The organism is Clostridium sp. USBA 49 (assembly GCF_900167505.1).
Taxonomy (GTDB): domain Bacteria; phylum Bacillota; class Clostridia; order Clostridiales; family Clostridiaceae; genus Clostridium_AT; species Clostridium_AT prolinivorans.
On the sequence record NZ_FUYD01000003.1, the window covers coordinates 102,656 to 119,391 of the forward strand.

A 16,736-nucleotide genomic window follows, 5' to 3' on the forward strand; every position below is an offset into this window, starting at 1 on the left:
CTACATTTATAATGTTACCCCCCCTATTACAAAAATGTCAATAATTTTCATATTCTATATTTTTACAATATTCGTCATATATTTATCAAATGATCTATTTATTGAAATCTATTTTCATCTTATTCAACCACTGCTTCAACCTCCATTTCATTGTTAATGTTGCTGGTAAATGGCATTATAATTATATATGTTTATTAATCAACCTCTTTAACAGAGAAATAATAGGTTATTCAGTAGGTGATAAAAAAGATGCTGAGTTAGTTTATGAATCATTTATGAGCACTAATATAAATTTAACTAAAGTAAAAGTATTCAATACTGATAGAGGATTAGAAGAATAAAAAAAAGATTTAAGAGGTTACGTGTTATGGTATAGCTATAAACGTATTCATAGTTCATTAAATTATATGACTTCTGTAGAATATAGTCTAGCAAAAATGACCGAATAATAATTGTACAAAAAAAGTGTTGATAATCCACTCCTATATCAGCTTTGATTTTTCCATAAATTATTTGTATTTTATACTTTGGGGCAAAAACTATATGATATTTACAATTCCATTTGCTATGTGCTAAACTACTATTATCCATATTGGATATACCTCCTTTGTATCTTTAGTTGTGGTCGGCGAACCTACTACTAATTTTACATCGGAGGTTTTGTTTTTTCTATTTATAACTAAAAGCTTTATTATATAACTTAATTTATTATTGAAGTTTTGGCCAATAATCTTTATTTGCTTCAATAAGGTCATCAAGTATATGTTTGGCTTGAAAAGCAGATTTAACTGTTTTGTTCATTGTTAAAGCCATTAATGCTTTCATATATGAACCTTCAATTGCTGCATCTACAAGTAACTTTTCTGATGCTAATTGCTGCTCAATTAAACCTTTATAAAAAGTCGGTATTTCTCCAATTCTTACTACTTCTGGTCCATTTGAAGTAATATATGCTGGTACTTCAACCATTGCATCACTTTGTATATTAGATATTGCTCCTTTATTTTCAACTATAACTAAAAATCTTTTTCTTAAATTGAAAGCTAATGACATAGCAACATCAACTATAAATTGGCCATGTACACCTACATAAAAAGCATTTTTATCTAATTTCCCAGTTGCAATATATTTATCAACTGCATCAAATAATTTTTTTTCCCTTCCTTCCATAACTTCATTCGCTCTTGTTTTCACCTTATTAGCATGACCAACTATATAGTCAGATAATAAATAATACTGCATATATGGGTTAGGTAAATATTCTGGAAACATTTCAACTAAGTATTTAATATTTCCCCAAGTCTTTAGCCATGATGGATCAGAGTGTTGTGAATCTACTTTTGACATATCTTGCATAAGATAATATTGCTGTGAATGCTGCATGAGACTTTTTCTCTTTAGCTAGTCCTATTGAAAGACCAACACAAAATATGAGCCCTAAATTTGTTAATATGGATACTAAAGAACCTGACAACATCTTTCCAAATCCGTATATTATAGGATTTTTCATAAATGGTAATAATGCTGCAAGCTTTACATTTGTAAGTACATTACCCAAAGCAATTAAAAGACCTGCAATTGGAAGAATAAGAATAGGTACAAACATACCTTTTGAAAACTGTTGCATTGCATCTAAAACTTTTTTTTTCATAAATTAGCCTCCTCATTAATTTATTTTTTAATTGTTAATATAACTTTTATAGTTTTATTATATTAACATCGTTTTCATAAAAAAATAGTTTTCAAACATAAAAAAACATGTTATCTCATAAAACAACATGTTATCATTTACATTTATCTGATTTTTTAAAATATTTAAATATAATATATTCTATAAACATATATACGTTTGGAAAAAAAGTATTTGGATAATAATTTTTATCATCTAACTTATTCATATCAAAAATTTTAAAACTTATGTCTGCTAATCTAGCGATACTATTTTCGATTTCTCTTGTAATTGAAATCACTTTAATTCCTCTTTTTTTAGCTGAATTTACTTTATCAAGAACAAGCTTAGTTTCTCCAGATTTTGATACTACAACTAAAACCTGCATGTCTTCTAAATGATTTTCAAAAATTCCTATAGAATCTCCACCACTTGAAAATATACTTTTTTTCCCTATTATAAGAAGTCTATTACTTAAATATTCAGCTGGTAACCTTGAAAATCCAGTTCCGTAAACAAATATAACTTTATTTTTTACATTCATCAATATATCTACAAAATCATCTACATCTTCATCAGATATATACTGAAGAAGATTATCTAAATCTATACCTTTAATAACATCTACTTCTTTACGAACAGATTTAATTTCATTACTTATCATAGGCATAAAATTATATACCATATCTATAAAGCCATCATATCCAAGTTTTTTAGCAAGTCGCATGACTGTTGATGTTGATGTAAAGTTTTCTTTTGCAACTCCTCTAACCCCAAGCTTTATAACATTATTTATATTATTTACTATATATTCTAATACTTGATATTCTAATTTAGTTATATCTTTATTATTAATAATCTTATCTAAATCTGGTTTCATAAGATTCCATCCTCACTAATTAATTTAATTATTATGTATCCTTAATATAAACAATACTTAACAATTTTAATAAAATTATATGTTGCAAATAGTAAAGAAAAAGATGCCATATAGGCAGCTTTCTTTTATAATTTAAATTTGTATTAATATATGAAAAATATTGATAAAAAATAACAAAACATTTTAATTCAAGCTCTTTCTAAGGTTAAAAAAGTATGTTTATATTTATTTTTTTCATCAATCATGCCTTCTTTTCTTTCTATAATATTCCACTTTGATTTATCATATTGTGGAAAAAAGGCATCTCCTTCAAAGTTTTCATAGATTTCTGTTAAATATATCTTTTTTGCATAAGGAAAAAGACTATTAAAAATTTGAGCTCCCCCTATGACAAAATACTCTTCATTAGAATCTACATATTTCATAATATCATCAATACTATATATAACTTCTACATTTTCATTTTCAATTTTATAATTTTTGTTTTGTGTAAGAACTATATGTTTTCTTCCTGGAAGAATTTTTTTTAAAGATTCAAAAGTTTTTCTTCCCATAATTATAGTTTTGCTTTTAGAAAGAGTTATCTCTTTAAACCTTTTTAAATCATTAGGAAGGTGCCAAGGCATTTCTTCATTTTTACCTATAACATTATTATTTGCAATAGCAACTACAAAGCTCAGCACTTAAACTGCCACCTCCATTTTTATAGCTGGATGATATTTATAATCAATAAGCTTTATATCATCTATAGTAAAATCATAAAAATTTTTAATTTCTGGATTTATCCAAAGTTTAGGTGCATCGTAAGCTTCATTTTCTCTTGTAAGCTGAAGTCTCATTCCTTCTACTTGATTTTCATAAATATGAGCATTATTTATAACGTGAGTAAATAATCCTGGTTTTAAACCTGTTACTTGAGCTATTAAATGAACCAAAACTGCATATTGAGTCATATTAAAAGGTCCTCCAAGAGGTACATCCATAGAACGCTGAACAAGCATACAGTTTAATCTTCCATCTGTTACATCCCACATGGTCATAAAGGCACAAGGATGAAGCGTTCCACCATCAAGATGTGGTATTTGCCAAAGACTCATAATATGTCTTCTGCCTTGAGGATCTTTTTTTAAACCTTCAATAAGTTTATCTATTTGATTATATTCTTTAACTACCCATCCATAAGCAGTACCTATAGTTCCATCTTCCTTCATCCATTCATCCCATATATGTACATTTTGCTCCTGAAGTTTTCTAACATCATTAGATTGATCTTTATATATCCATAGAAGCTCTTTTACAGCAGTCTTAAAAGCAACAAATTTTGTTGTAAGTATAGGGAATTCTTTTTCTAAATTGAATTGAAACATTTTATGAGGAAGCTTATATGTTGGTATACCTGTCCTATTTTCTTTTTCATAATATCCATTATCTAATATATCTCTAACTAAACTTAAATACTGTTTATCTGCAATGCTCATGGTTTTAATCATCCTTTCTATATATTAAAAATTAATATATATATTCAACGTAAAAAATAAATTTAATCTTTTTTGTAAAGTGCTATTAATTTATCATGTTCTAATATATGTTCACTTATCCAATTTACTATAAAATTAAGTATTTCCATAATAGATTCATCTTGATTAGTATCAATGCTATTTAAGTCTATATTGTTTATAGTATTAACAAAATCTTCATGATAAACTTTATGAGATAAGTATTTTTTATATCCTATACTAATCATATATTGTTCTTCAAAATTAAAATGAAATACAGTATAATCTTTAAGTTCTTTTAATATATCTACAATGTCGTCGTATTTGTCTATTTTAAATTCATTTTTTAATAAATTATAAGCTCTTTCTGCTATTTCAAATAATTTCTTATGTTGCTCATCTATCATTTCAATACCTAAAGCATATTTTTCATCCCATTTTATCATAAAGCACCACCCATTTTTATTTATTACTATGATATAAACTATATCAATTAAGATATTAAATATCAATATAAACATAAAATAATTTTCTTTATAAAAGGGTAAACTCTTCAATGAAAACTAAATTTTTATTATTTATAATTTGATTATAATCACAGTATTTATAGCATTATAACTTTATAATTTAATTTGTAATATAGATATTAATTAATAGATATTATTAATTATATCTATTACATGAAAACTAAATAGAAAACAATAATTCAAGACTGAAATATTTTTATAAAATATAATTATTGTTTTACTATATAGCTAAATTAAATTTAAAATTTTATATTTGTAATTTATTAATAAATAATTTTAGGAGGGTTTGTTTATGAGATATAAAGGTACTAAGATATCAATTATAGGTTCCGGTTTTGTAGGTTCAACTACTGCTTTTGCTTTAATGATGAGTGGAACTGCTTCGGAAATAGTTATAGTTGATATAAATAAAGATAAGGCTGAGGGAGAAGCTATGGATTTATCTCATGGTGTATCCTTTGTTAAACCTGTTGATATAAAAGCTGGCGATTATAAAGATACTAAAGATTCAGATATAGTTATTATTACTGCAGGTGCTGCCCAGAAGATTGGCGAAACAAGATTAGATTTAGTAGGAAGAAATTTATCTATATTTAAATCTATTGTTCCTGAAGTAGTAAAATATAGTCCTAATTCAATACTTCTTGTAGTCTCAAATCCTGTTGATATTTTAACTTATATAACTTATAAGCTTTCAGGTTTTCCCAAAGAAAGAGTTATTGGTTCAGGTACTGTTTTAGATACTTCAAGGCTTAAATATATTCTTAGTGAAAATTCAGGAATTGATGCAAGAAATATTCATACTTATATAATAGGTGAACATGGAGATTCCGAAATAGCTACTTGGAGCCTTACAAATATAGCTGGCATGAGTATGGATGAATTTTGCAAAAATATATGCAAAAAATGCGGCGGTGAAAGGAAAGAGGATATTCATAAATCAGTAAAAAATGCAGCTTACGAAATTATTGAAAAAAAGGGTGCTACCTACTATGCAGTTGCATTAGCAATAAGACGTATAGTTGAAGCAATTATAAGAGATGAGAATTCTATTTTAACTGTTTCTACTCTTTTAAAAGGAGAATATGGAATAGATGATATTTATCTTGGAATACCCTCTATCGTTGGTTTATCGGGTGTAAAAAAAGTATTAGAAGTACCTTTAAATAAAGAAGAGCTTAATAAGCTAAAATATTCTGCTAAAACTTTAAAAGAATTATTAAATAGTGCAAAAATATAATTTAATAAAACTAACATATAATTAAGTTTTTTATATAGCATATAAAAATACTGCAGTCTAAATAAATTTTATTTTAGGCTGCAGCTTTTTTATTATTATATTTTAAAATTATTTTATTGATCCTTGCATTACACCTTCAATAATTTGTTTTTGTGCAATAAAGTATCCTATAAGTATAGGTAAAATTGTAAGCAATAATGCTGGTATTAATAACTCCCAGTTGTTCATATACGTACCATTAAATACTTTCATTTGTATTGGCATAGTATATAATTCTGGTTTATTTAATATAAGAGAAGGAAGTAAATAGTCGTTCCATATCCACATTACATTTAGTATAGCAATAGTAACTGCTGTTGGTTTTAACATAGGAAGTACTATACTAAAGAAAGTTCTCTTACGTCCACATCCATCAATTAATGCAGCTTCCTCAAGTTCAAGAGGAATAGATTTAATAAATCCATGAAATATAAAAACTGAAAGTGCACTTCCAAATCCTGCATAGAAAACTATTAATAAAGGAATTGGTATAGTATCAATTAAATTTAATCTAGCTCCATATATATACATCAAAGGTATCATTATAGATTGAAAAGGTATTATCATAGAAGCTACTAATATTGAAAAAAATATATTATTAAACTTATTATTATTTCTTACTAAGTAATAAGCTGTCATAGCTGAAAATAATAGTATTAATGCAGTACTTATAACAGTAATTATAAGACTGTTTGTAAATGTGGTAAGAAAATTCATTTTTTGTATTACTTCTGCAAAGTGATCAAAATTGTAAGTTTGAGGCAAAGCAAATGGATTTTCTAATATTTCTCCATTACTTTTAAATGAGTTTACAATCATTAAAAAGAATGGAAATACAAATGTTATAAAAGAAATTATTAGAATTATATAAGTTAAAATTTTAGATAATAATTTTCTATTTGCCATTATGCTTCCAGCTCTCCTCTCTTACCAAGATAAACTTGAATTCCAGAAATTATAGCTACTATTACAAATAAAATAATTGCTTCAGCCTGTCCCATACCATAATTATTTTCAATAAAAGCTTTATTAACTATATTCATGGTTACCATCATAGTACTGTTAAAAGGACCGCCGCCAGTTAAAGAATAGTTTATATCATATACCATAAATGTATTTTTTAATGTCATAAACATAGTTATTACAAAAGCCGGTCTCATTAATGGTATTGTAATTTTTATAAGTCTTTGCCAGCCATTAGCCCCATCAATAGTTGAAGCTTCTATAACATCTTTTGGAATATTTACTAATCCTGCAATAAAAATAATCATCATATAGCCAGCCATCTGCCATACTGTAACAATAACTATGGCCCAAAATGCTAATTTTTCATCTCCAAGCCATCCAAGCCTTAACATCTCAATTCCTAACTTCTCCCCAATGCTTGGTAAACTTTGGACAAAAATAAACTGCCATATATATCCAAGTACTAATCCTCCTATAAGATTAGGAGTAAAAAGAGAAGTTCTAAAAAAGTTTTGCCCCTTTACTCCTGAAGTAACAAGATATGCAAGAAGAAATCCAAGAGCATTAACAAGTATTATTGAAATTATAACATATTTAACAGTTAATCTCATTGAACTCCAAAAAAGAGGATCTTTAATTGCTGCTTTATAGTTAATAAGTCCTCCAAATTCAGGAGTGCTTATAACTGTTTCCATTTTCATAAATGTTAGATAAATACCATATATAAAAGGAATTAATACTGTAATAGTAAAAACAAACATCGTAGGAAATGTAAAAAACATTTGCTCACCAAGTTTTTTTAACGGTTTTTTTTCTGAAATCATAGGCTACCTCCACTTCTATATTTAGTAAAACTTATGTGCTGCAAAAATAATTTTTTATAAAACTGATGGGTGAATTTTAGACTCACCCATCTAATTAAAGTTATTATAACTTATTTTATTGTTTTTTTGTCTTATAGTAGTCTGCAAAATTCTTTGCTAATTCTGCACGAGTTTCTTTTTTATCAATATATTTTTGAACATGAGGTCCAAGTATATTTTGATATTCAGAAGTTACTACATAGTTTGTGCTAAAAGGCATTGTTTTACCCTTTTCTATAGCATTTGCAATAGCTACGCCTAAAGGATTAGTTACTTTATTAGGATTATTCTTAAATGCAGAAATTATTTGACATTTATTTACTACAAAATCTTGACCAGCCTTATCATATACTAACCAATTAAGGAATTTCTTTGCTGCCTCTTGTTGAGCTGCAGTAGCTTTTTTGTTTATTAAAAATACTTGAGTTGGTCCAGCAGTAATTTTATTGTTTAAAGGATTATCTGGGTTATTATCTACAGGTACAGGTATAAATCCAAATTTTTCATCTGCAACTGCTTTAAGTGAATCATAAGCCCAGTTTCCATTGAATAATATAGCGGATTCTCCTTTACCTACTGATAAATGTGCGTCATCATAGTATTTTCCAAGAGGACGTTCTCCATATTTATTGTATTCTTTTGAAGTTAAAAGGTCTAATGTATCATAATATCCATTCCATACTGGATTTGATGCAAAGTCAAATTTACCTTCTATAATATCTGATACCAATTTATTTGGATCTTCAGCTTGATTGAGAAACTGTGAGCTATAATGATTAGCTACTGACCAATCTTCTGTTTGATAAGCTACTGGATATTTAACTCCTGAAGCTTTAATTTTATCAAGAAGATCTTTAAGTTTATCACGTGTATTTATTGTAAATGGATCAAAAGTACCTCCAACTGCTTTATCAAGTACTTTTTGATTATAAACAAGTCCGAAACCTTCAATTGCAAATGGGAATCCTACAACTTTACCCTCTGCATTTTTAAATCCATAAACTGTATCTTGGTTCCATTTTTGATCTGAAAGATCTATACCAAAATCTTTATATTTACCTAATACAGAACTTGGTTCTACCATTGCAAGTGTAACAGTTTTACCTGATGATGTAAGCTTATCAAGTATATTTACAGGATCTCCAACAGCTACTGAATGTACTTCAACATTTATATCTGGATTTGATGCCATAAAATCTTTTGCTGCTTGTGTAAATTGGTTTGCAATTTCTCCTTTACCATTTGTTATGATAATTGAAACTTTACCATTGGATTTATCTTCTTCAGCAGTTTTTTGTTTTGGAGTACAAGCTGCTAATGATGTTGTAAGTGCTAATGCTAAACTAATTGATAAGAACTTTTTCATATTTTTCCCTCCGTTAATTTTGAATTTGGGTTTTATACGTTTACCATGATTTGATTATACATTCTTTTTCATAATATGTCAAGCGTTTCACATATTTTTTTCTATATTTTTTTAAATATTAAAAAAATTTTTATCTTTTTAAATAAATTCTTGTTTCATAGGGGTTTAATATTAATTTAGTAGTTTTTTTATGCTCTTTAACAGGATAATTATTTAATATTAATTCTTCATAAAACAATTCAATATCATTGTAATCGTAAATAGCTTCTTTTTCTGTTAAATTACATATAATAACAGCTTTTTCTTTATTTAAAGTGCGAGTATATGCATAAATTTGTTCATCTTCTTCTAAAATTAAATCATAAGTGCCATATATAAATAATGGATTTTGTTTTTTTAATGAAATCATTTTTTTATAAAAATTAAGTATTGAATCAGGATCTTTTTCTTGAGATTCTACATTAATTTTTAAATAATTAGGATTTACCTTAAGCCAAGGTTTTCCTGTGGAAAATCCAGCATTAAGCGAACTATTCCATTGCATTGGAGTACGAGAATTATCTCTTGAAGATGCCCATATAATTTCCATTATTTTTTCATGTGGTACACCTTCTTCTCTTTTTAAAACATACATATTTTTAGTACTTACACAATTATAATCTTCTATATTTTCAAATTTAACATTAGTCATACCAATTTCCTGACCTTGATATATAAAAGGTGTACCTTGCATCATAAAATACATGGCTGCTAAAGAAGTTGCACTTTCTCTCCAATACTTTTTATCATCTCCCCAAGTAGAAACCGCACGAGGCAAATCATGATTTTCAATAAATAAAGCATTCCATCCTTTATTTTCAAGTCCTTTTTGCCATTTTGATAAAATATTTTTTAATGCTTTAATATCAGGTTTTTTATTGCCTTCATTATCCCATAATTTTAAATGTTCAAATTGAAATATCATATTAAATTTGCCTTTTTCTTCTCCTACCCAAAGGGGTGCCTCATCAACATTAACTCCGCTTGCTTCTCCAACTGTCATAATGTCATATTTAGAAAATGTATTCTTTTTTATATCTTCTAAATATTCATGTATGCCTTCTACATTCATATGCTTATCAAAACTTGGTACATATTTTAATCCTTTTTCATTGGGTATATCTTTTAAACCTTCTTCTTTTTTTAAATGACTAATAGCATCTATTCTAAAACCATCAATTCCTTTATCAAGCCACCAATTAATCATATTATATACAGCTTTACGCATATCTTTATTTTCCCAATTTAAATCAGGCTGTTTTTTGGAAAATATATGTAAATAGTATTGATCAGTTTTTTCATCATATTCCCAAGCAGAACCACCAAAAATACTTTCCCAATTATTAGGTTCTTTCCCATTTTTGCCATCTCTCCAAATATACCAATCACGCTTATCGTTATCTTTTGAAGAGCGAGATTCTAAAAACCATGGATGTTCATCACTTGTATGGTTAATAACTAAATCTAATATTATTTTCATATTACGTTTATGAGCTTCATCTAAAAGAAAATCAAAATCTTTCATTGTTCCAAATTCATCCATTATATCTTGATAATCGCTAATATCATAGCCATTATCATCATTAGGTGATTTATATATAGGGCAAATCCAAATTACATCTACTCCTAAATCTTTTATATAATCTAATTTAGAAATAATACCTTTTAAATCACCTATTCCATCTCCATTAGAATCCATAAAACTTCGAGGATATATTTGGTAACATATCGCTTCCTTCCACCATTTTTTATTCATTATCTGCACTCCTTTATTGTCAATAAAATAAAATTTTTATATGTTTTATATGTTAATATCCCCAAATTAAATATTAAATATTAAATTATATTATATTTAGATTTTAAGTTTAATTTTACTTTACAGAATTATATTACACCTTGTTTAAATCTTTGTCAATCGTTTGCACAAAATTTTTAATAAGCAAAAGCATTATAAAAGCTTTTGCTTATTAAATTAAACTTTTTAAATTTATTTATGTGGTTTTTCTTTCTACTAAACTTATAGGAAGAATATTTTCTATAGCAGTTTTTTTCTTTTCTTCTATTTGTTCAATTAAAAGCTTTACTGATAGCTCTCCCATTTCTTTAATTGGCTGTTTTATAGTTGTTAATGGAGGAACTATTAAATAAGAAAGGTTAATATCATCATAACCTACTATTTTTAAGTCATCAGGTATCTTTTTCCCAATTGAATTAGCCACATGTATTATAGATGCAGCTATCATATCACTACTTGCAAAAATCCCATCTATATCAGGATGCTCATTTAATAAACTATATGCTAACTTTTCATAACTTTCAAATATATCAAGCTTTGCTTCTTTTATAATATAATCAACACCTTTAGAATTTACTACATCTATAAAGGCTTGATAACGTTTATTAGCTGGAGTACTAAGCTCTAGCGGCCCGCTTATATGTGCAAGTTTTTTGCAGCCTTTATCTATTAAGAGGTTCGTAGCTAATAATCCCCCTTGATAATTATCCGATGTAACAAAAGGTATATTATTCCCAAAATTTCTATCAAGGGCTACTATGGGAAGTTCTGGAATTAAATATTCTGAAGTTTCTAAAGTATGACTTCCCATTATTATTCCATCTACCTGATTTCTTTTAATCATTTCAACATAATCTTTTTCTTTAACGCTGTCTTGATAAGAATTACATATAAGAACCTTATATCCAGCTTCATATGCATAGTATTCTACATAATTTGCAAATTCTGCAAAGAATGGATGAGATACATTAGGTACTATAAGCCCTAAAATATTAGATTTTCTTCTAAACAAAGAACGAGCTATCTCATTAGGCTGATAATTTAATTCTTCCATTGCATCATATACTTTTTTCCTAGTTGCTTCACTTATATATCCTCTATTATTTAAAACTCTTGAAACTGTTGTTACCGTTACTCCTGCTATTCGTGCAACATCTTTTATAGTAGCCATAAAAATCCTCACCCTATATAAAATATTTTACCACATTATTGTTTTCATCAACATAATCTACTACAGATTTATTAGTTCTTAAATCTATAAATAGTATACAATATTTTTCATCCTTTTGCCAAGAAAGACGAATTTCATTATTTTTAGAATCTAAAACTTTAAACTCTCCGTCAAAAGCTGGATATTCATTTCTAAATCTTATAAGTTTTAATAATCTTTGTACAACTTGCTTTTCAAGTGATTTTTCAATTTCTTCTAAAGTAAAATTATGACGGTTAATTTCACGTCCTTCACCAGTTTTTTCTACAGCTTTAAAGTCATTTTCTCCAGCAAGTAACCCTACATAATATATTTGAGGAATTCCTGGTACAAATAATTGTATAGCTCTAGCTGCTAAATATGCATCATCATCACAGTTAAGCATTGAATAATATGTTCCTCTAATTTGATGAACATCAAAACCATCTGGATCTTTATGTTCATCAGATACAATATAACTTAAATTTGAACCTCTTTTAAGGCATATATCAACTACTTTTCTAGCTTCTTTTGTATCTATTAAATCATCCATATCGGGTTTAACAGGAACACCATCATGACAGTCAAGCATTGTAAACTGTTTACTTGGTCTTGTTTTAATATAATTTAAAAGCTTTTCACTAGATTTGTTTATAAGTGCATCTAAAATAGTATAAGGTAAAATAAAATCATATATCCAAAATCCATGTTCAGATAATCTATACTGTATAGAATAATGTGCATGAACTTCTGGAAGCAGTTCTATTTTTAAAGAATCAGCTAATGATTTTATCCAATTAAGAAATTCATATATTTCAGGTTCTACAAAAAAGCAGCTTGTTCCAAGTTTTTTAATTACATATCCTACTGCATCTAATCTTACAAGCTTAATGTTATTTTTATTAAAGTTTATAAAAAATTCTTCTAAAAGTTTTTTAACTTTTTCTGATTTAATGTCTAAATCAATCTGTTCTGAAGGATCAGTTTTCCCAAAAGTAGTCCAAACACTTTCTTCTTTACCTGTTTCTTCAATTATAAAAGTAGAATATGGTTTTTCCCTTCTAAGAAACATTTTTTCTATATCTTCTTTTACTGGTTTCCCATTAGGCCAAATCTTGTCTAAAGTTATAAACAAATCAGCATACTCTGATTTCCTTCCCTTTTTTAAAAAGTCTTGAAAATATTTAGATTGTCTTGAAATATGATTTACCATAAGATCAACCATTATATCAAAATTTTCCCCAATTGCTTTTATATCTTCCCAAGTACCAAACTTAGGTTCAATTTCTAAATAAGTTATAGGTGCAAAGCCTCTGTCGCCAGAAGAAGGAAACGGAGGTAAAATATGAACTCCTCCTTTAAAAATATCCGAAAAATATTTCAAAAGTACTTTATTTAAAGTTTTTAAATCTCCTCCTAATGAATCAGGGTACGTTATAAGTTGTACTTTATTTTTTACTGGCATGTTCAATTTCTCCTTTCACAAATATAATAAATAATCTATAAGATATCTAAAACTTTAAAGATTATAAATTTGTTTTATTTCTTCAAGACTTGGAAGATTTACTACTGCTCCTGTATATTTTAATTTGTAAGCGCTTACTGCAAACCCTAAATTTAATGCTTCTTTTATAGTGTATCCTTTTATAATTGCAGTATAAAATCCTGACCAAAAAGCATCTCCAGCCCCTGTAGTATCTACAACTTCTTTAGCTAAAGTATTAAATTTAATAATTTCTTCTCCATTTGAAGCTATAGCGCCATCTTTACCAAGTGTCATTATTACAAATTTTGCTCCAAGATTTAAAAATTTCTTAATCTGATTTTCATGTGTGTCAGATCCAAATAATCTTTCTGCATCATCCTCAGAAGGTTTAATAATATCAACATATTTAATTATAGATTTTATATACTCAACCCCATTTTCTCCTTTTTCCCATAGCATTGGATGATAATTAGGATCAAAGCATATCATAACATTATTTTTTTTAGCTTCTTCTATAACTTTATTTATAGTATTGCGTGATGGTATTCTTGATATTGGCCAACATGAAAAATGAACTATTTTAGAATTTTTTACTGCTTCTTCAAGCTTATCATTATATTCTAAATGATAGTCAGCTTCTCTATAAAATATAGGAGTAGGAGTTGCCTTACTTTTTGTAACTAAAACCATACTCGTTGCATAATCAACTTCTTGAATACAATCTGTATTTATATCTCTTTTCTTTAAATGATTAATTAAAAATTTCCCTAATCCATCTTTTCCAACTGCTGATGCAACTAAAGAATTAATGCCTAATTTTTTTACATTCATTGCAATATTAGAAGGAGAGCCTCCAAAAAACTTATTATAAGTATTACATTCAAAATTATCGTCGTAATCTAATGATATCATGTCTACAAGTAATTCTCCTACTGTTAATATATCATTTTTTTTGTTTTCAAATTTAATTTTATCATTATAATTATAATTAAACATATTTATTATGCCTCCACATTAATTTTATTTACTTTATATTAAAAGTAGCGTAAATTTAAAAAATAGATGCCTAAATTTAGTTTTTATGGTTGATATTTAAATCACTAACTTACATATGTGCTATAATTATTAAATAATATTTTAATAATTTATACAATTTTTAAAATATTATATATTCTTATATAATTTTACTAGGCACTATTATTAATGTCAACCGATTAATATATATATAACAAAAATCTTGTATATAAACAATACATATTTGTAATATTATACAAATTTATTGTTTGTATACAAGATTTATTTATAAAATAATAATATTATGATAAGATAAAATTCAACCTATATAATTTAATACCAAAAGCTTCCCAATAAAATAATTTATTTAAGACAAATTTTAATACTTACTTTATTATTATTTTATTAACATACAAATAATATTTGCTTTTTTATAATTAATCTAATATTTTGTATTATATTTTTATTTTAATTTTACTTTTCTAAAATATATACTCTTGCCTCATAAGGTTTAAGATTAAAATCTATTATATTTTCTGAATCAATATCATCATAGTTTCCTATAATATATTTCTTTCTTTTAAATTTTATATTATAGGGAAGTTTAAAATTTGCATAAGAATTAGTAAAGTTACATATAACAAGAAGTTTTTTATTATCTAATGTACGTGTATAAGCATAAATTGAAGTATTATCTTCAAGAATTAATTCATAAATACCATAAATTGCAATTTCATTTTCTTTTCTTATTTTTATTAATTTTTTATAAAATTCCAAAATAGAATTTTTATCATTTATTTGAGATTTTACATTTATAAATTTATAATTAGGATTAACTTTAAGCCAAGGCTTTCCATTAGTAAACCCAGCATTTTCACTATTATCCCATTGCATTGGAGTTCTAGCATTATCCCTACTTCTTTTATGAATTGCCCTTAAAGCTTCCTCTTTAGATAAACCTTCATTTAGTGCATTTTTATATTGTCCAATAGATGCAATATCATCATAATCTTCTATTGATTCATATTTAACATTAGTCATTCCTATTTCTTGTCCTTGATATATAAATGGTATTCCTTTTAAAAAGAAATAACTTATTGCAAGCATTTTTGCTGATATTGGACTAATATCTTCTTCTTTTTTTATATATTTATTTAAAGACCTTGGTTGATCATGATTTTCAATATATAAAGCTCCGAATCCAATTTCATTATAAACTTCCTGACTTTCACTTAAAGCTTTTTTAAAGTCTAACAAAGTCCATGGATTTTCTTTATACCACCTTCCATCACTTCCAATATCTAAATCTGCATGTCCAAATTCTATAAGCATATCAAAAAATCCATTTTTGCCTGCATATTTATATAAATCTTCTTTAGGAACTCCAGGAGCCTCTGCTACAGTAAAAATATCATATTTAGAAAAAGTTTTTTCTTTAAGTTCGTTTAAAAATTTATCTATTCCTTTTTGGTTTAAACACGCTTTACCTATAGGTACTAATTTTTCATTTCCAACTGGTTGTAAATCTTTAAAATCATTTCCTTTTTTTATAAATGTTATAGCATCTACTCTAAAACCACCAATGCCTTTATCTAACCAGTAGTTTATCATTTCATAAAGACTTTCTCTTACTTTATAATTTTCCCAATTTAAATCTGGCTGTTTTTTAGCAAAAACATGAAGATAATATTGATTTGTTGTTTTATCATATTCCCAAGCCGAACCTCCAAAAACCGACTCCCAGTTATTAGGCTCACTTCCATCTTCTTTAGGATCTTTCCAAATATAATAGTCTCTTAAAGGGTTGTCTTTTGAAGATTTAGATTCTATAAACCATTGATGTTCATCAGAAGTATGATTTATAACTAAATCCATGATTATTTTTATATTTCTTTTTTTAGCTTCTTCTATTAAATTATCCATATCTTCCATAGTACCAAATTGATTTGCTATACTATAATAATCTGAAATATCATATCCATTATCTGCCATAGGACTTTTATAAACTGGACTTAACCATATAACATCAATTCCTAAATATTTTAGATAATCCAGTTTTGAAATAATGCCTTTAATATCTCCTATTCCATCATTATTAGAATCATAAAAACTTTTAGGATATATTTGATAAACTACACTATTTTCCCACCATTTTCTTTCCATTATA

The 16,736-nt window shown here is 26.6% G+C and carries 15 protein-coding genes and 3 pseudogenes; 2 read left to right on the plus strand and 16 right to left on the minus strand.

Annotated elements, in window-relative coordinates:
- Positions 1-167: 167 nt before the first annotated feature.
- Positions 168-335: pseudogene (locus B5D11_RS12795) on the plus strand (IS3 family transposase); the annotation flags it as partial.
- Positions 336-480: 145 nt separating this feature from the next.
- Here B5D11_RS12795 and B5D11_RS04325 read toward each other — a convergent pair.
- The 8 genes and pseudogenes from B5D11_RS04325 to B5D11_RS04355 form a co-directional block, all read right to left on the minus strand.
- A pseudogene (locus B5D11_RS04325) lies at positions 481-591 on the minus strand (transposase); the annotation flags it as partial.
- A complete protein-coding gene (locus tag B5D11_RS12525) occupies positions 573-746 on the minus strand; it encodes a hypothetical protein (RefSeq protein ID WP_180376948.1) in 174 nt (57 codons plus the stop codon). The gene B5D11_RS12525 and the pseudogene B5D11_RS04325, both read right to left, overlap by 19 nt.
- Positions 709-1,356 carry a family 4 glycosyl hydrolase gene (locus tag B5D11_RS04330; RefSeq protein WP_242942245.1) on the minus strand — a complete coding sequence of 216 codons (648 nt, stop codon included), beginning with the start codon at positions 1,354-1,356 and terminating at the stop codon, positions 709-711. Before B5D11_RS04330 ends, B5D11_RS12525 begins: the two co-directional genes overlap by 38 nt.
- Positions 1,357-1,360: 4 nt before the next feature.
- Positions 1,361-1,651 (minus strand): annotated as a pseudogene (locus B5D11_RS04335) (PTS transporter subunit EIIC); the annotation flags it as partial.
- A gap of 133 nt (positions 1,652-1,784) precedes the next feature.
- On the minus strand, positions 1,785-2,549 hold the full coding sequence (locus B5D11_RS04340; protein ID WP_078681832.1) for a MurR/RpiR family transcriptional regulator: 765 nt from the start codon (positions 2,547-2,549) through the stop codon (positions 1,785-1,787).
- 188 nt (positions 2,550-2,737) lie between these two features.
- Complete coding sequence (locus B5D11_RS04345) at positions 2,738-3,232, minus strand: dihydrofolate reductase (RefSeq protein WP_078681833.1); 495 nt, start codon at positions 3,230-3,232, stop codon at positions 2,738-2,740.
- Positions 3,233-4,027 carry a thymidylate synthase gene (locus B5D11_RS04350; RefSeq protein ID WP_078681834.1) on the minus strand — a complete coding sequence of 265 codons (795 nt, stop codon included), beginning with the start codon at positions 4,025-4,027 and terminating at the stop codon, positions 3,233-3,235. It abuts the gene before it with no gap.
- Between the two features lie 62 nt (positions 4,028-4,089).
- Positions 4,090-4,491 carry a bacteriohemerythrin gene (locus tag B5D11_RS04355; RefSeq protein WP_078681835.1) on the minus strand — a complete coding sequence of 134 codons (402 nt, stop codon included), beginning with the start codon at positions 4,489-4,491 and terminating at the stop codon, positions 4,090-4,092.
- Positions 4,492-4,864: 373 nt separating this feature from the next.
- On the opposite strand from B5D11_RS04355, the gene B5D11_RS04360 reads away from it, so the two are divergent.
- Entirely contained in the window at positions 4,865-5,812 is a 948-nt protein-coding gene (locus B5D11_RS04360; RefSeq protein WP_078681836.1) for an L-lactate dehydrogenase, read from the plus strand.
- Between the two features lie 108 nt (positions 5,813-5,920).
- Here B5D11_RS04360 and B5D11_RS04365 read toward each other — a convergent pair whose 3' ends face one another.
- The 8 genes from B5D11_RS04365 to B5D11_RS04400 form a co-directional block, all read right to left on the minus strand.
- The gene (locus B5D11_RS04365; protein ID WP_078681837.1) at positions 5,921-6,757 is read right to left on the minus strand and encodes a carbohydrate ABC transporter permease; all 837 of its coding nucleotides are present in this window, start codon (positions 6,755-6,757) and stop codon (positions 5,921-5,923) included.
- Positions 6,757-7,641 (minus strand): carbohydrate ABC transporter permease, encoded by an 885-nt coding sequence (locus B5D11_RS04370; RefSeq protein ID WP_078681838.1) that lies wholly within the window; start codon positions 7,639-7,641, stop codon positions 6,757-6,759. Before B5D11_RS04370 ends, B5D11_RS04365 begins: the two co-directional genes overlap by 1 nt.
- Before the next feature lie 115 nt (positions 7,642-7,756).
- Positions 7,757-9,046 (minus strand): ABC transporter substrate-binding protein, encoded by a 1,290-nt coding sequence (locus tag B5D11_RS04375; protein ID WP_078681839.1) that lies wholly within the window; start codon positions 9,044-9,046, stop codon positions 7,757-7,759.
- 130 nt (positions 9,047-9,176) lie between these two features.
- Positions 9,177-10,841, minus strand: coding sequence for a glycoside hydrolase family 13 protein (locus B5D11_RS04380; RefSeq protein WP_078681840.1), 1,665 nt, complete (start codon positions 10,839-10,841; stop codon positions 9,177-9,179).
- A 235-nt stretch (positions 10,842-11,076) separates the two neighbouring features.
- Entirely contained in the window at positions 11,077-12,051 is a 975-nt protein-coding gene (locus B5D11_RS04385) for a LacI family DNA-binding transcriptional regulator (RefSeq protein WP_078681841.1), read from the minus strand.
- Positions 12,052-12,064: 13 nt separating this feature from the next.
- Entirely contained in the window at positions 12,065-13,534 is a 1,470-nt protein-coding gene (gene gtfA / locus B5D11_RS04390) for a sucrose phosphorylase (protein WP_078681842.1), read from the minus strand.
- A gap of 54 nt (positions 13,535-13,588) precedes the next feature.
- Positions 13,589-14,551 carry a carbohydrate kinase family protein gene (locus B5D11_RS04395; RefSeq protein ID WP_078681843.1) on the minus strand — a complete coding sequence of 321 codons (963 nt, stop codon included), beginning with the start codon at positions 14,549-14,551 and terminating at the stop codon, positions 13,589-13,591.
- 492 nt (positions 14,552-15,043) lie between these two features.
- Positions 15,044-16,732 carry a glycoside hydrolase family 13 protein gene (locus tag B5D11_RS04400; protein WP_078681844.1) on the minus strand — a complete coding sequence of 563 codons (1,689 nt, stop codon included), beginning with the start codon at positions 16,730-16,732 and terminating at the stop codon, positions 15,044-15,046.
- Positions 16,733-16,736: the final 4 nt, after the last annotated feature.

Excerpts from the sequence above, each read along its gene's own strand:
- B5D11_RS04395 (WP_078681843.1), bottom strand. The coding sequence starts at position 14,551 with ATGTTTAATTATAATTATAATGATAAAATTAAATTTGAAAACAAAAAA.
- B5D11_RS04400 (WP_078681844.1), bottom strand. The coding sequence starts at position 16,732 with ATGGAAAGAAAATGGTGGGAAAATAGTGTAGTTTATCAAATATATCCT.
- B5D11_RS04385 (WP_078681841.1), bottom strand. The coding sequence starts at position 12,051 with ATGGCTACTATAAAAGATGTTGCACGAATAGCAGGAGTAACGGTAACA.
- B5D11_RS04355 (WP_078681835.1), bottom strand. The coding sequence starts at position 4,491 with ATGATAAAATGGGATGAAAAATATGCTTTAGGTATTGAAATGATAGAT.
- gtfA (WP_078681842.1), bottom strand. The coding sequence starts at position 13,534 with ATGCCAGTAAAAAATAAAGTACAACTTATAACGTACCCTGATTCATTA.
- B5D11_RS04370 (WP_078681838.1), bottom strand. The coding sequence starts at position 7,641 with ATGATTTCAGAAAAAAAACCGTTAAAAAAACTTGGTGAGCAAATGTTT.
- B5D11_RS04375 (WP_078681839.1), bottom strand. The coding sequence starts at position 9,046 with ATGAAAAAGTTCTTATCAATTAGTTTAGCATTAGCACTTACAACATCA.
- B5D11_RS04360 (WP_078681836.1), top strand. The coding sequence starts at position 4,865 with ATGAGATATAAAGGTACTAAGATATCAATTATAGGTTCCGGTTTTGTA.
- B5D11_RS04340 (WP_078681832.1), bottom strand. The coding sequence starts at position 2,549 with ATGAAACCAGATTTAGATAAGATTATTAATAATAAAGATATAACTAAA.
- B5D11_RS04350 (WP_078681834.1), bottom strand. The coding sequence starts at position 4,027 with ATGAGCATTGCAGATAAACAGTATTTAAGTTTAGTTAGAGATATATTA.
- B5D11_RS04365 (WP_078681837.1), bottom strand. The coding sequence starts at position 6,757 with ATGGCAAATAGAAAATTATTATCTAAAATTTTAACTTATATAATTCTA.
- B5D11_RS04380 (WP_078681840.1), bottom strand. The coding sequence starts at position 10,841 with ATGAATAAAAAATGGTGGAAGGAAGCGATATGTTACCAAATATATCCT.
- B5D11_RS04330 (WP_242942245.1), bottom strand. The coding sequence starts at position 1,356 with ATGCAAGATATGTCAAAAGTAGATTCACAACACTCTGATCCATCATGG.